The following is a 13,205-nucleotide window of genomic DNA, read 5'->3' as shown; positions in this document are numbered from 1 at the left end:
ATAGCTGATAAGTGTGAATAATAAATTTCACTGTCTTGTAGATGTTTTTATTTATGGATAGTGGAATATACGGTTTCAAGATAAGCAATTGAATTGCGTTCGGCTTCTTCTTTGCGTATCCAACCATCAGAAGCCTGGCGTAAACGTTGATATAGCTTGATAGTGGCCTTTAACGCACGGTAACAACTTTCGTAGCTGTGGAGTGGAATCGTGTCCCGAAGCTCAGCCATCTCCATTTCAGCAAATTGCTCTAGCCGTCGGACTCCCGCGGGAAGATGGCCGTTACGCATGAGTATCAACGGTCCTAATACTGCATTGCGAATAAACGTAATATGTTGGATGAGCTCGAACAACTCGCCTCTTCCTAATTTCGCCGCACCGTAATGCACCCAACCCAGAACCGATCCTCCATCCATTGCATAGAGGGCGATGGATAGGCAGGGGATGTCTCGGCAAGGATCGTTCTGATCTCCTCGTCTCTCTCCCAAAGCACAATCGGATTCTCCGTTCGTATCCTAAGCTCCGGTTTCGAAATGAACTTTAGATCCACGTGAAGCAACGGCGGGCCGTATAGGCAAATAACCAGACGTGGTTCGCCGACATGCTCACCTGTGAATGCCGACAGTAATTGTTCGAGCTCTTCTGCGAGCTGAATGCGTTGCTCCATAATTTCATTGCGATACGCGTTATCGTACACGATGACTAAATCTAGATCGCTATACTCGTCCATGGCTCCGTGGATCATGGAGCCGCCTGCAAGGAGGCCCGTAAGTCGATTATCTCGACTGATTTTCTTTTTTGCCTGCTTAATGAAGCGTTCGTGAACGGGTAACATCATGCTATCCACTCCTTAAAGATAGGACCCATATATAAATCATTGTGGTTAATTCGTTGTCAAACGGGTGATAATCAGGTGACACCAAAACCCAGACTACACCTGTAGAAGCTTATCTTCGGACAGGCGTTCGACTCCCCTCGGTTCCATCATAATGAACACCATCCGCATGAGGATGGTGTTTTTGTTTTATATTAATACTATAGGTTAGAATATGTCGTACAGATGGAGTGAAATTGATGAATCATAGTCATGATGGAGAGGAACCATTGATAACGGTACTCAATATGGATGGTCAACAACTAACACCATGTTTACCCCATCGGGCTTGGCGGGAAGTTGAGCGATCGCGAGCTGTCTGGATTGATGAGCAGACGATCCAATTGCTTTATAATCCGTTCTTATTTCGGGACTATCGAAAAGCTGCACTGAAACGAGATCATCACACTTGTTTGTGGTGCGGACGACACGCCACGACAGTGGACCATATTATCCCCTCAAGCAAAGGCGGCTCGGATCTTCCGCAAAACCTGATCGCTTCATGCAGCGAATGCAATACGAAACGAGGAAACCGTTCTGCATTGTCCTATCTCAAAGAAAACGCACACTCTGTTCCAAATCTTATGAAGCTTTGCTGGCGTATCTTTCTAGCTAAATACAGACATCGTCAAATGAAAAAAGGGACACCTGAGTAAAGGCTTAGATTTATGATTTGGGTATCGTGGTGCAGTGAGCTTCAATGATCGCAGCCGTTTGTTGACGATCGAATTGATGGTTAACCATATCCACTGTAAAATTTTCGGATTTCTTGCATCCATCTTGAAACTTTCTAATGTAGGCAGATATGAAAGCGGAGATATTACCTTTATGCCAGCGGGTAGCGTAGGGTCATCAATAGCCCATGTACCGGGATGAGGGCTCAACTTTAGTGGGATACGCTGTCTAGTTTCCGCCTGGGGCTAGCTGAAGAAGACAATCAGGCTGACCTGAAGGGAATCCGGTGACAGGGAGTCTCTAGGGTGACATCAAATCTGTCACTACACCCGTAAAAGCTTGTGTTGTCGTTATCTTCGGACAGGGGTTCGACTCCCCTCGCCTCCATATGCAGTACCAGTGACGGACACCATTCGGTGTCCGTTTTTGCTTGCTCGTACTCGAAGGAGGAGGGTAAACCGCTTTGGCTCTAGAAATATTTTGGTTGCTGTACGGGGGGATACTCCATGTGGCAGTTTTGTTCCCCAAGCGATGGCTTGTTGCCAGTCAGTTTATTTTACAACAGTCATCAGACTGGCTTAGGAACCATCTGACTGCCTTAATTGGAAAAATATATTCGTGACAATGTTATTTTCCTATCAGCCATCCTAATGTTAACTGAGCAATAGCTCCTGTTATCCAACTATGTTTTTCAAGTTGGTCGGAGTATTTCAGTAAGATTCCCTTTTTTATTTCTTCCTTGTCTTCAAGTAATTCTCTAATTTCATTTACCATTATTCGAAGCTCTTCTTTATCATTACCACCGTTCTCTTCAATCATTTTTTCTATTTCATTAATATATATGTTGTTATTCATTGTTGCTGCTCCTTGAGTTGCCATCATCGCCCCATAGACATTGCCACTTATGTTAAAAGAAACATTCGACACCTTAACCACACCTTCCCTATTATTAGCTGTACTATCTTTTGATGCTCTTAAAATTAATATCTTAATTTTTTCCATACTTTCTTCCGCTATATCACGGATATTAAAATGATTCTTGCTGTTGACTCTAACTCTGAATCTCAGAAAATCTATCAGGAAATAAGGGATTTCTATGTCATCTACATATAACTTCATATAAATATGTGTTATAAATTCTTTTTGCTCAATTATTTCGTGCTCTTCAATAACCTCGATATCTCGGATATCTAAAAAATGATATCTTCGTACTATTCCGCCGTTCTCTCGAGAGATAATTATCATGAATTCATAGTCAGTTTCGTTAAATGCAAGAATTACTTTGTTTGTCGAGCTAGGAAGAATGTAATCTGTTTTAAAAGTATACAATTCAGTCGGCCTATTAAAGCAGATAGAAGCTATCGTAGTATTTTCAATATCAATTGCAATCATGGAGTTTTTATGTCTGTATAATTCGGGAGATATAAGTTCCAATTTCTGCAACTCTTCTTTAAAGTAACTTTTTAACTTCTTGTATTGTTTGTATTTATCAATAATAAGAAAGGATGCCAGTATAACCAGGGCTATAATAGCTATAACTCCCAAAATGTCATTCAATTATTCAATCCCCTCTTTCATAAATCTAGCGTTTGTTTGTGTACATTAATACATACCAATATATTACAATGGATGAGCTAATACGACAAATCTTTTGGCCTTGCATAAATGTAAACGCCTACGAATTGCAACGTATATTGGTAACTGTCAAATAATACGACAATATGGCCTTGCCTTCGAGTAGGGGTTCGACTCTGCTCGGCTCCAGATATCTTTAAAAAGACACTATCATGGTGTGTTTTTGTATACAAATCTATTATTCTGGCGAAACTGATTACTACAATACTAGATTTGGAGTGAGGATATATGAGCTTGATAGCCGTTGGGAATAAAAACCATTTTCGGATTACAGAATACAAAAATTTAATCAGAAAACTAATTAAACGGGGATCTTTATTTGCATTATTCAAATTTCAAACTGAAATGATACGAGAGTTAACTGCTGATGATGAACCAGACTTCACACAAAAAAGAATTGTTGACTTTTTGAGCATATTAAAAGAGGTAACTGATGATTGCTTAACATGCATGAAATGCCAACAACCATATAATTTTAGGATTTGCACTGGGCTAAGTTATGAAAAAGATAATGCAATTGAGCTAACTTGTAGTGGGTGTGGTGGTTGTTTTACTCATTCGGAGAAGAGAAGTCATGTAACATATTTTAATTTCGAGACTTGGAGAGAAGTAGAAAATTTAAGGAAAAGGTCTAGGGGGTTCACGATAAGTTATCGACTTAGTTATTCACCTAAGAAGGCACTTCTTTATATATACGATAATAAAGAGATGCGTCCTGAATTATGGATTAATGGCAATCGAATCTTTGAAGCGGAGGAAGTGAAGAGTTACTGGGACTACTCAAAAGGGTTAATAAAACAATGGAAAATGAATGAGGAACTACAACCAGTTTTTATTCAAATTGAGAATGCAAAGATCTACTCACTTGATGAAGTTTCAAAGGGAGATTAAATTAGGTTGGATTTGGCGAAAGAAGCAGTTGTTTTTGATAACCCTTAAAAGCTTATGTGGTGCTCTCTTTGCATAAGGTTTCGTTCTCCCGCTTACATTAAGGTACTTAAATCCATCAACCAATGTTCTGGTTGGTGGCATTTCAATTTATGATATAATAAGCATAATTTTAAAACTGGAGGGGGATTGAGGATGTTTGCAAATCGAGAACAACTCCAAGAAGTTTTGAAAAAAGCGAATCAACATGCACGGAAGCAAGCCAGAGAGTCAGGTGCATCTATCTATTATATAAAGAATAACAAACGTGTTCGTGAAGACGCAGAAGGAAATAAGTTCGAGATCGTTTTTGATGCAACCGGAAAACGGCAGGAATTTGAATATCATGAGTGACACCAAACCAATCATGACGGTTTTTGCTGGTACCAATGGAGCTGGCAAAAGCACGATCAGTTTGCAAATGAGAGAATGGTTAGGTGAACTGATTGACCCAGACCAGATTGCACGGGAATTAAAGCCTGATGATCCGAGGGGTGCCGACCTGTCAGCAGGACGGGAAGCTGTAAAAAAAATACGTTCACTTATCAAAAGAGGCCAACGTTTTGCCATTGAAACAACGTTATCTGGAACATTTGTTCTGAAACATATGCAAATTGCTAAAGAAAACGGTTATGATATTGTCATGTACTACATCGGCCTCCAAGACGTCCAAATGCATATAGACCGTGTAGCTTCTCGTGTCGAGCAGGGTGGGCATTGGATCGCAGAGGAGGATATTCGCTTTCGATACGGGCAATCTTTGCAAAATCTAAAACCTGCTTTAGCCATCGCAGACCAGGTTATCATCATTGATAATACATACGAGCCTTCGATTGTTGCGGAAATCATGCATGGTAAGCTGATCTATTGTGTAGAGTCAATACCTGCTTGGTCTAGGACTGTTCTTATTTGGCACAGATGATCGGGTGACATTAAAACTGTCACTACACCCGTAGAAGCCTGTGTGGCTTTGCCTTCGGACAGAGGTTCGACTCCCCTCGCCTCCATACATATTGTGAGAGAGCACCAGTGAGGTGCTCTTTTTAATTATATGGGAATCTTTCAGGGAGGTTATCTGAAATCCATGCTTATATTCATGGGAATTTCTTTGAATTTGAAACATAAGTCTCCTATGCAAGACATACCGCATATACGTATAAGCGTACCACATATTGCATTAACATTATGGTACGCTAACTTTATCATTTAAAAGTCTTAAGTACAAAGGAAGGAGAATCCCATGCCAAGCTTCCTGGAATCCCTATATTACGGGCAGTTGAATCCTGTAGAGAAGGCTGTTCCTAACGACCCACAGTATCGCCAATTGAGTCGGCAAATATCCGAGTCCATGGATGCCTGGAAGAAGAGGCTTTCCGATAATGATTTTCATGAGCTTGAGGAGTTATTAGATTTGTATCGACAAGTCCAAGGGCTGGAAATGGCGGCTTCTTTTACTGATGGTTTTAGGCTGGGAGCGACGATGATCATTGAGGTGTACTCTGAATAGTGTGATCAGTAAGAACACTCATAGAACTGCCGTAAAGACACGAACCGTGTCTTTTTTAATACCTTAAAATACTGACTATCAGCCCTTCCTTCGGATATAACAAAAAAATTTCACACGCATACAGCTCCCCATAAGGTATCTTCGCTCTAAATTCCTTCACACGGCAGGGATATTCCCCCAATTTATAGAAATCTCTGTATATAACATCGATTACAGATACAGAGAGGCTGCTATGGACCAAGAGAAATTTATGATGATTGTTAAAGGTGATGACAAAACACAGGATGTATCTTCATACGAAAAAGATCCTCCAATAGTAAGGATTGTATATAAAGGTTATCCCGAGGTTTATACATATAAGTCGAGTGATATACAGTTACTAACGCCGACCGTTCAGGATATAACGGAGGATATGGCTGTTTTTCACGATGAGTATCCTTTTTATAATGTAAAACAGGTGCTAGATTTCGGTCCAAAGATTCGGGTGTGTTTCAAAAATGGGAGTATTCGTACATACGATAGTGGACGTATTCAAGTTAGAAGCAGTAGTACCCAAAACGCTGAAGGGCGTCAGATTCTGGACTATTGGCGCGCGATTTCAAAACATGCGAAAAGTGAGGATGAGCAGGAGAACAAGGAAGCTTTTTTGGCAAAGCAATTTGCAAAACTACATTATGCAGATCCGGATAGTGTCTTGAGCCATTATCTTCTGAAAAAACCTATAAAGAGCGATATCCCGGTTACAAGCGAGCCGATCTTCCCGTTTAGGTACAATTTGAGTCAAAGGACCGCGCTTGAGCAGGCTTTAAAAAGCACCATCAGTATTATAGAAGGCCCGCCGGGCACGGGTAAAACTCAGACGATCTTAAACATCCTTGCAAATCTGGCGGTTATGCAGGGGAAAAAGGTAGCGGTTGTTTCCGGTAACAACGCTGCAGTTCTAAATGTGCAAGAAAAGATGGAACGGTACGGGTACCACTTTTTTGTAGCTAGTTTGGGAAACCAAGAGAACAAGAAAAAGTTTTTCGCCAATCTGCCAAATTGGGATGTATCGGAATGGTCAAGTGAGTTGCCAGAGGACGAATTAAACGCCAAACTACAAGATTTGAATCAATGTATTCAACGCTTGATGGAACTGGATCGGGAGAAGGCACAGCTTATGCAGAAGCTGTCAGCCTATTTGCTTGAGCAGGAGCATTTTGAACATTATTATACTAGGCTGGATATATCGCCTATAGAGAAGTTATCATTTTACCGGCAGACACCAAAGCGGATTTTGGAATTTATGAAAGACAGCTTCCTGGCGGTAGAGATGAAAAGGAAATATAAGCTACTGTACCAATTCAAGTTATTCTTCAGGCATGGTTTTACGGATTTCAAACGATTGAAGGAGCAGGGGCTGGATGTCATCTTGAATGTTCAGCGTGAATTTTACAAGTTAAAAGTCGAGGAGCTATCAGATCGTATTAAGGAACTTGAGAAAGAATTGGAGTCCCAGGACTATCAAGATTTAATGGATGAGCACCAGCAGTTCTCCGAAACGCTTTTTCGGCACAGATTACATGACAAATACCATAACCGTACGGCTGTGGACTGCAATGAGAAGACCTACACTCAAAACAACAAATTTAAAACGTTTATCGAGCATTATCCGATTGTGCTTAGTACAACACATTCTTTGCGGAATTGTGTTCCTGCGAATTACTTGTTTGATTATTGTATTATTGACGAATCCTCGCAGGTTGATCTGCTGACAGGGGCTCTGGCTTTGTCCTGTTGTAAACAGGCTATTATTGTGGGCGATACCAAGCAACTGCCGCATATCGTGGGAAATGAGATTGAACAGAAGATTCATGGTCAAGCCACTCCTGACATGGATGAAGCTTACAGTTATATCGAGCATAATTTATTGTCGTCCATGTTGACTTTATATGGGGATTCCATTCCGAAAGTGATGTTACGAGAGCATTACCGCTGCCATCCCCAAATTATTGAATTCTGCAACAGGAAATATTACGATGGCGAATTGATTGCTTTTACCGATCCGGGGATTTCCGAATCTCCTTTATTGATCTATAAGACGTCACCAGGCAATCATATGAGGGAAGTGACCCATGGAAAAAAAGGAAAGTTCAATTCCAGGGAACTTGATGTTATTGAACAGGAGATTCTGTTGGGGTACCTCGAAGCGGCAGCAGGTCATAAGGATATCGGCTTTGTGACGCCTTACCGTAAACAGGTAGAGAAAGCGACTCAGCAGTTCACTGCTGACATTGAAAGTGACACGATCCATAAATATCAGGGACGTGAGAAGTCCGTCATGATCATGTCTACGGTGCTCGATCGAACGAGAGCAGGAGGCATGGGGATGAGCTTTGTTAATGATCCTTGCATGATTAACGTGGCTGTGTCCCGCGCGCAGGAGAGGTTTATTCTGGTGACCAATCAGTCTGCGTTTCGCAAGTATGGGAATGAAGTGGGAGATCTCATGGGATATATGGAATATAGTACGCTGGATAACAACGTCGTGGAGAGCGAGATCCATTCTATATTTGACTTGTTATACAAGGAATACTCTGATCATCTACAGGAATTTCGAGAACGCGTACGTTTCTTTAATAAATCAAGGCATCGGAGCGAGAATATTATGCACGCCTTGCTCGACCAGATATTACAGGAGCCTATGTTCAAGGATTTTGAACTAGGGAATCAGGTTTTACTAATGAATATGTTTACCGACCTGGAACGGTTAAATGAGGAAGAGCGCAGATTCGTCAGAAATCGTTCTTCTGTTGATTTTGTGATTTATCATAAACTGGACAGATCGCTAGCGCTGGCAATTGAAGTTGATGGATTTGAATTTCACGAGAACAATCCTGAACAACTAAAGCGAGATGAGAAAAAAGAAGAGATTTTCAAGAAATTTGGAATGGAATTAGCAAGGTTCCGTACAAACGAAAGCGGGGAAGAACAGAGGATTAGGGAGCTGTTAAGCTCAATGTTGTATAAGGTGGAATGATCTAAATAGAGCTAATCATCACCGATTCATATTATTAGTTGCAGGTTTACCTTTTAATGTGCGACTCCCCTCGCCTCCATACATATCATAAAAAACCCGCTCATTGAGCGGGTTTTTGCTTTCTATTAAAGATCATTCAACTTAGCTCCTAAAACCATTCAACATATTGTAGATGATAATCTTGGTATCCGCCAATGCTTGCTCATAATCCGGCATTTGTGCAATCCAGAGTGCTGATTCATTCAAGGCACCGGATAGACAATGAGTCATGGCTTCAATAGACCCCGGTTTGAGACAACCTTGCTCCTCCATAATTTGTAGCTGCCCTTGCAGTAAGCGCATGGAGTTATGTTCGTCCATACTCCGCCAAGTCTCCCATCCCAATACAGCGGGTCCGTCCACAAGCATAATCCGTTTGTTCTGAGGTTCAACTGCGGCAGCTACGAAGGCAATGCACCCACGAAGCAGCTGTTCCCATACATCCTCACTTGTCGCTGCTTCCATCTCAATTCGTTCTGCAACGTCCTTTTGAACCGATTCCAGTACCACATGAAAGAGACCTTTTTTATTCTTAAAGTGATGATAGAGCGCTCCTCGCGTTAACCCGGACTCCTTGGCAATCTCCTCCAGGGAAGAGTCTGCATACCCGTGTTCTGCAAAATGACTTCTAGCAACTTCTATCAATCGGTTGATGGTTTCATTCGTTTCTTCTTTGTTTCTTCTCATACACGGTTTGTCTCCTGTCTCGATCTCTACTTATCCATGAATCAGACTGTCTTCAAAATTTCTCCAAAATTGCCATTGCCGCTGGATCTCCTGATTTCGTTAATGATCGCAGCGAATGACGAACCATCCAAGTGCGATGCTGCCCTTCACATTCCAATCGGTGATGTAGCCAGTTGAGTGTGACTTCCTTATAATCTTTCGTTAAATCATTCAAATGGTTAGCTACAGATTTCCTTACATAGAAGGAAGGATCATCCCACAAGGGCTCCAGCAAGGCAAGATTATTCGCAGGGTCTCCCTTGATGACGTGGATTCGTTTTGCCCAGGGAAGACGTGGGCGGGTTCCTTCACTGACTAAACGGCGGACATGAGGGTTAGCATCACACGACCATTGATTAAGCTGATCTAAAGTATCTTCAAGGTGAACTTCAAGATAAGGACGGATGGCATATTCGGATGTATGTCTTTTGGTGATCTCATACATAGCATGCATGGAAATCTCGAAGTGCTTTAATCCATATTTTTCAACGAAATAGGCAACAGGCATTAGAAAGTATCCATTGTTGAACATTCCCTCTTCGGTTTCGTTCTCCGGCCCAAGAATATTTAATAGGATATTCATGGCTGCCGAATAGTCAGAGGGCAGTGCTTGTCTTAATTGATCGGTTATTACGGCGACTCGTTGTTTTAATTCAAGTGGTGCTACCCTTTTAATAACGGATTCGACGAATATTTCTACAGGGAAGTCAGGATAGTACGGGCTGATCAAACTAGAAAGACAAACAGCTAACTCTCCATTAAAATAATGCTTTAATTGTACCGTAGTACTCATTCCATTTCACCATTGTTATTACTCACCCATATCTGCTCTACATAATTAGCACTTTCAGTTTCTGAGGGAGGGATAATCTGTATGATATCAATTAATACACCATTCGGATCGCTGGTTATGAAATGTCTCTGCCCAAATTCTTCGCTGCGAATATCGAGCTGCAAGGGCAGCTTCTCATCCAGAATAAGTCTCTTATACTCTGAATCCACATCATCTACTTCAAAATTTAGAATCAAACCTTGGACTCTTTTTTGGTAAACAGAGGGTATGGTAGGGTGCGATGCATCCAAGAGAGCTAACTCATAAGGGGAGTTACCATTAGTCAATCTAAGGCTCACGTACCAATCGGCTTCATATACCTTTTCAAATTGAAAATAGGTTGTGTAAAACGTTGCACTCAAGGCAACCTTCTCCGTCAATATAACAGGGTAGAAGCTTGTAGTGATCATTGGTAAACATCCCCTTTATTCTTAATATGGGCCCATAATAACATACATACAGTATGTATGTAAATATGCGTAGAATAATCAAATAGATACATAATAAATAAAGACCCCTATGGTTCCTTGGTCCATATGTGACATATTCTCTTCCACATAGCATTAGAGCAATTCCTTATTTTTGATAAAACCAGGGAGTGTGGAAAAATTAAGTTAATGTATTACACAAATTTAGGACAAAAGAAAGGAAAATTATTGAATAAAATGAAACTTAGGAACCAAAAAACACGTAATATGTGGTAATATGTAGAAAAAGGGGGAGAGGTTTTGAGAAAGGCTAGTTTGGGAATTTTATTGGTAGCATTGTTATTATTGGTTACTGCATGTGGAGATGCTGCCTCTACATCAACAGGAACGCAGAATGCTAATGCTGCTGTAAAGGATCAAGGCACTGAGGCGAACGCAAATAAGGAGCAAACAGGTGAAGCTGTTGCAGAAGAACCGGCTAAGGAGCCAGAAGCGCCGAAAGAAGTTGCTTACAAAACTGGAGACAAGTTTAAATTGGGCGATTGGGAAGTTGTGCTGGACTCTTTTGAATTCAATAAAAAAATCAGTGATGAATACTTTTCTTCTAGTGCAGATGAGGGCAATAAGTTTTTGATTTTAAATTATACGGTTACTAATGAAGGAACGGAAGCTGACAACTTTACGTCAATGATTGGCGGAGTTGATATGAAGGCGGTTTTCCAGGACAAATATGAGTATAAATATACGATCACTATGATAGATAAAGATCTTAGCAATGAGAGTATTAAGCCGCTATCTTCAAAAACCGGATTTGTTGTAATGGAAGTACCTGACACGGTAGCTACATCAGAAGATAGTTTGATTCTTAAGCTTGAAGATGATAAGGACAAGGCCACAATCAATTTAAGATAGCTGAAGTTGCCACTAGTATGAAATAAACCGCAAGCGTAAGGGATTTCTCCCAAGGCTTTCGGTTTTTTAGTTTCAAAAAAGAAGGGCCTACAGGTCCTTCTTTTTTTGCTTTCTTTTTTTCTGACATTTGTCATATCCGGCTTGTGACAACCCACATTAATTGAGTCTCGCGCTTTTTCAATATAATAAGGACAACAAGTAACGAAGAAGAAATTAGCGGAGGTTAGTATAAACCAGATGGACTTACGGTCAAAGAAGTGCTTCAATTGTTCCGCAGTTATTATCGTAATCCGATGTCGCTAGAGCGATTGTTAGATATTTCGGGTTTCCACGCGGATCAGAGTGCAGGTATCCTTTTTTTGTCTTATTGTTACCCAGATGACATGGTATTTGATCTCATAGATCGCAAGGATTTTTTTGGTATTCTTCCATACTCTCGCCTCTTTAGTGAAAGTGTTTCCAGTTTTCTGAAGGCTAAAGGCGGTGGATTTAGACCATGCCCTTAGAAATTGAAAAATTTAAGGTTATTGTTGATATGATCTTGAAATGGAATATAATAGATTTATAGATGATTATGTTTTATTTTGATATTAAAGGTAATTTAAATAATTTATTTGATTTTTTAGTCAGAAGTTGGAAGATAATTATGTCGTAAATTGTATATTAAACCGAAGTATGAACCATATATACCCACGGATTTAAAGGATTTAGTAAGAAATCAGGTGAGTAATAATCCAAGTCATGTGGCATTAGATTTTTTCAGAAAAAAGAATATGTAACAAAGACCTATCAAGAGTTTCAAGATGACATTATTAATTGGGGCTCTTTTTTTATACCCATGTTTTGAAAATAGCAAGATTGCCGTCATTGGCGAAAATAGTTATGAATGGATTGTTAGCTATTTTGCAACGGTTATTGGAAGCAATGTCGTGGTTCCAATTGACAAAGATATGCCCATTCAAGAAATATACAGTATTACAGAGAATAGTGGCGTTGAAGCATTGGTATATTCGAATGATTACTGCGATATGGCAGAGGAACTGCAAACGCTTAATACAAAGATACGCTGTTATTTTAATATGAAAGATACAATGAGATTCATCCTGACCAGCTATGTACAATAATCTATACTTCTGGAACAACGGGAAAACCAAAGGGGGTTATGCTTAGCAACAGAAACTTAGCATCTAATGTAGCGGGAGCTTGTCAAAATCTACTGGTTACAGAATCATCGATGCTAGTATTGCCACTGCACCATACCTTTGCATTTACAACAAGTATACTATGTATGCTTAACAAGGATTCATGAAGTGACGACAACGAAGAAAATTATAAGAAACTTTACAAAATGATCAAAGGAGGAAAATGATGGAGAAATCAACAACAATACTGCAGGGTTATGTGAAGAATAACAAACCAATTTCTAAGGATGCGGCATTAGTAGCTGATCTGGAAGTAGATTCGATAGATGTTTTTTCTCTAGTTTCAAGGATTGAAGAGGAGTTTAATGTGGAAGTTTCAGAAAGAGCGATTAGTGAATTGGTAGTGGTGCAAGACATTATGGATTACCTGGATAAAAATTGCTATTAACCATTGCTAATATACATAAATAATTCTCAACATAAATTTTA

16 protein-coding genes are annotated in these 13,205 nt (G+C 40.2%); 10 read left to right on the top strand and 6 right to left on the bottom strand.

The features are described 5' to 3' along the window. Positions 1–47 precede the first annotated feature (47 nt). Positions 48–353, bottom strand: a complete 306-nt coding sequence (locus AM231_RS30390) for a hypothetical protein (protein WP_341271625.1) — start codon at positions 351–353, stop codon at positions 48–50. Positions 354–364: 11 nt separating this feature from the next. After that, positions 365–838: a nucleotidyltransferase domain-containing protein gene (locus AM231_RS30385; protein WP_341271623.1), complete on the bottom strand. Its 474-nt coding sequence runs from the start codon at positions 836–838 to the stop codon at positions 365–367. Positions 839–1,074: 236 nt separating this feature from the next. Here AM231_RS30385 and AM231_RS28300 point away from each other — a divergent pair, with 236 nt between their 5' ends. Further along, positions 1,075–1,530: an HNH endonuclease gene (locus tag AM231_RS28300; RefSeq protein WP_082341721.1), complete on the top strand. Its 456-nt coding sequence runs from the start codon at positions 1,075–1,077 to the stop codon at positions 1,528–1,530. Positions 1,531–2,176: 646 nt separating this feature from the next. Here the strand turns inward: AM231_RS28300 and AM231_RS16650 are convergent. After that, positions 2,177–3,106, bottom strand: a complete 930-nt coding sequence (locus AM231_RS16650; RefSeq protein WP_054403702.1) for a hypothetical protein — start codon at positions 3,104–3,106, stop codon at positions 2,177–2,179. Positions 3,107–3,412: 306 nt separating this feature from the next. Between AM231_RS16650 and AM231_RS16645 the strand changes: the two genes are divergently transcribed. The 5 genes from AM231_RS16645 (at position 3,413) to AM231_RS16625 (ending at position 8,637) form a co-directional block, all read left to right on the top strand. Beyond that, positions 3,413–4,075: a hypothetical protein gene (locus AM231_RS16645; RefSeq protein ID WP_054403701.1), complete on the top strand. Its 663-nt coding sequence runs from the start codon at positions 3,413–3,415 to the stop codon at positions 4,073–4,075. Between the two features lie 192 nt (positions 4,076–4,267). Further along, a complete protein-coding gene (locus tag AM231_RS16640; RefSeq protein WP_054403700.1) occupies positions 4,268–4,465 on the top strand; it encodes a hypothetical protein in 198 nt (65 codons plus the stop codon). After that, entirely contained in the window at positions 4,458–5,033 is a 576-nt protein-coding gene (locus tag AM231_RS16635; protein WP_054403699.1) for an ATPase, read from the top strand. Before AM231_RS16640 ends, AM231_RS16635 begins: the two co-directional genes overlap by 8 nt. 318 nt (positions 5,034–5,351) lie before the next feature. Next, on the top strand, positions 5,352–5,618 hold the full coding sequence (locus tag AM231_RS16630; protein WP_054403698.1) for a DUF6809 family protein: 267 nt from the start codon (positions 5,352–5,354) through the stop codon (positions 5,616–5,618). A 250-nt stretch (positions 5,619–5,868) separates the two neighbouring features. Next, positions 5,869–8,637, top strand: coding sequence for an AAA domain-containing protein (locus AM231_RS16625; RefSeq protein ID WP_207383623.1), 2,769 nt, complete (start codon positions 5,869–5,871; stop codon positions 8,635–8,637). A 141-nt stretch (positions 8,638–8,778) separates the two neighbouring features. Here the strand turns inward: AM231_RS16625 and AM231_RS16620 are convergent, their stop codons facing one another. The 3 genes from AM231_RS16620 to AM231_RS16610 are packed head-to-tail and all read right to left on the bottom strand — an operon-like array spanning position 8,779 to position 10,644. Beyond that, positions 8,779–9,363, bottom strand: coding sequence for a TetR/AcrR family transcriptional regulator (locus AM231_RS16620; protein WP_054403696.1), 585 nt, complete (start codon positions 9,361–9,363; stop codon positions 8,779–8,781). A gap of 52 nt (positions 9,364–9,415) precedes the next feature. Beyond that, positions 9,416–10,195 carry a DNA alkylation repair protein gene (locus tag AM231_RS16615; RefSeq protein ID WP_054403695.1) on the bottom strand — a complete coding sequence of 260 codons (780 nt, stop codon included), beginning with the start codon at positions 10,193–10,195 and terminating at the stop codon, positions 9,416–9,418. After that, on the bottom strand, positions 10,192–10,644 hold the full coding sequence (locus AM231_RS16610) for a VOC family protein (protein ID WP_054403694.1): 453 nt from the start codon (positions 10,642–10,644) through the stop codon (positions 10,192–10,194). Before AM231_RS16610 ends, AM231_RS16615 begins: the two co-directional genes overlap by 4 nt. Positions 10,645–10,962: 318 nt before the next feature. On the opposite strand from AM231_RS16610, the gene AM231_RS16605 reads away from it, so the two are divergent. From AM231_RS16605 to AM231_RS16595, 4 genes are all read left to right on the top strand, one after another. Next, entirely contained in the window at positions 10,963–11,574 is a 612-nt protein-coding gene (locus tag AM231_RS16605) for a DUF4352 domain-containing protein (RefSeq protein ID WP_054403693.1), read from the top strand. Positions 11,575–12,377: 803 nt separating this feature from the next. Beyond that, a complete protein-coding gene (locus tag AM231_RS30255) occupies positions 12,378–12,698 on the top strand; it encodes an AMP-binding protein (RefSeq protein WP_054403692.1) in 321 nt (106 codons plus the stop codon). After that, positions 12,671–12,883, top strand: a complete 213-nt coding sequence (locus tag AM231_RS30250; RefSeq protein ID WP_082341719.1) for an AMP-binding protein — start codon at positions 12,671–12,673, stop codon at positions 12,881–12,883. The genes AM231_RS30255 and AM231_RS30250 overlap by 28 nt, the downstream gene beginning before the upstream one ends. A gap of 59 nt (positions 12,884–12,942) precedes the next feature. Beyond that, the gene (locus AM231_RS16595) at positions 12,943–13,164 is read left to right on the top strand and encodes an acyl carrier protein (RefSeq protein ID WP_054403691.1); all 222 of its coding nucleotides are present in this window, start codon (positions 12,943–12,945) and stop codon (positions 13,162–13,164) included. The last annotated feature ends 41 nt before the right edge of the window (positions 13,165–13,205 follow it).

Origin of the sequence: Paenibacillus solani (genome assembly GCF_001277345.1) — a bacterium.
In the GTDB taxonomy this organism is placed as follows: Bacteria; Bacillota; Bacilli; order Paenibacillales; family Paenibacillaceae; genus Paenibacillus_AQ; species Paenibacillus_AQ solani.
The sequence above is the reverse complement of the archived record's forward strand: the minus strand, read 5'-3'. Positions and strand labels throughout refer to the sequence as shown.

Excerpts from the sequence above, each read along its gene's own strand:
- AM231_RS30385 (WP_341271623.1), bottom strand. The coding sequence starts at position 838 with ATGATGTTACCCGTTCACGAACGCTTCATTAAGCAGGCAAAAAAGAAA.
- AM231_RS28300 (WP_082341721.1), top strand. The coding sequence starts at position 1,075 with ATGAATCATAGTCATGATGGAGAGGAACCATTGATAACGGTACTCAAT.
- AM231_RS16645 (WP_054403701.1), top strand. The coding sequence starts at position 3,413 with ATGAGCTTGATAGCCGTTGGGAATAAAAACCATTTTCGGATTACAGAA.
- AM231_RS16640 (WP_054403700.1), top strand. The coding sequence starts at position 4,268 with ATGTTTGCAAATCGAGAACAACTCCAAGAAGTTTTGAAAAAAGCGAAT.
- AM231_RS16635 (WP_054403699.1), top strand. The coding sequence starts at position 4,458 with ATGAGTGACACCAAACCAATCATGACGGTTTTTGCTGGTACCAATGGA.
- AM231_RS16630 (WP_054403698.1), top strand. The coding sequence starts at position 5,352 with ATGCCAAGCTTCCTGGAATCCCTATATTACGGGCAGTTGAATCCTGTA.
- AM231_RS16625 (WP_207383623.1), top strand. The coding sequence starts at position 5,869 with ATGATGATTGTTAAAGGTGATGACAAAACACAGGATGTATCTTCATAC.
- AM231_RS16620 (WP_054403696.1), bottom strand. The coding sequence starts at position 9,363 with ATGAGAAGAAACAAAGAAGAAACGAATGAAACCATCAACCGATTGATA.
- AM231_RS16615 (WP_054403695.1), bottom strand. The coding sequence starts at position 10,195 with ATGAGTACTACGGTACAATTAAAGCATTATTTTAATGGAGAGTTAGCT.
- AM231_RS16610 (WP_054403694.1), bottom strand. The coding sequence starts at position 10,644 with ATGATCACTACAAGCTTCTACCCTGTTATATTGACGGAGAAGGTTGCC.
- AM231_RS30255 (WP_054403692.1), top strand. The coding sequence starts at position 12,378 with ATGACATTATTAATTGGGGCTCTTTTTTTATACCCATGTTTTGAAAAT.
- AM231_RS16595 (WP_054403691.1), top strand. The coding sequence starts at position 12,943 with ATGGAGAAATCAACAACAATACTGCAGGGTTATGTGAAGAATAACAAA.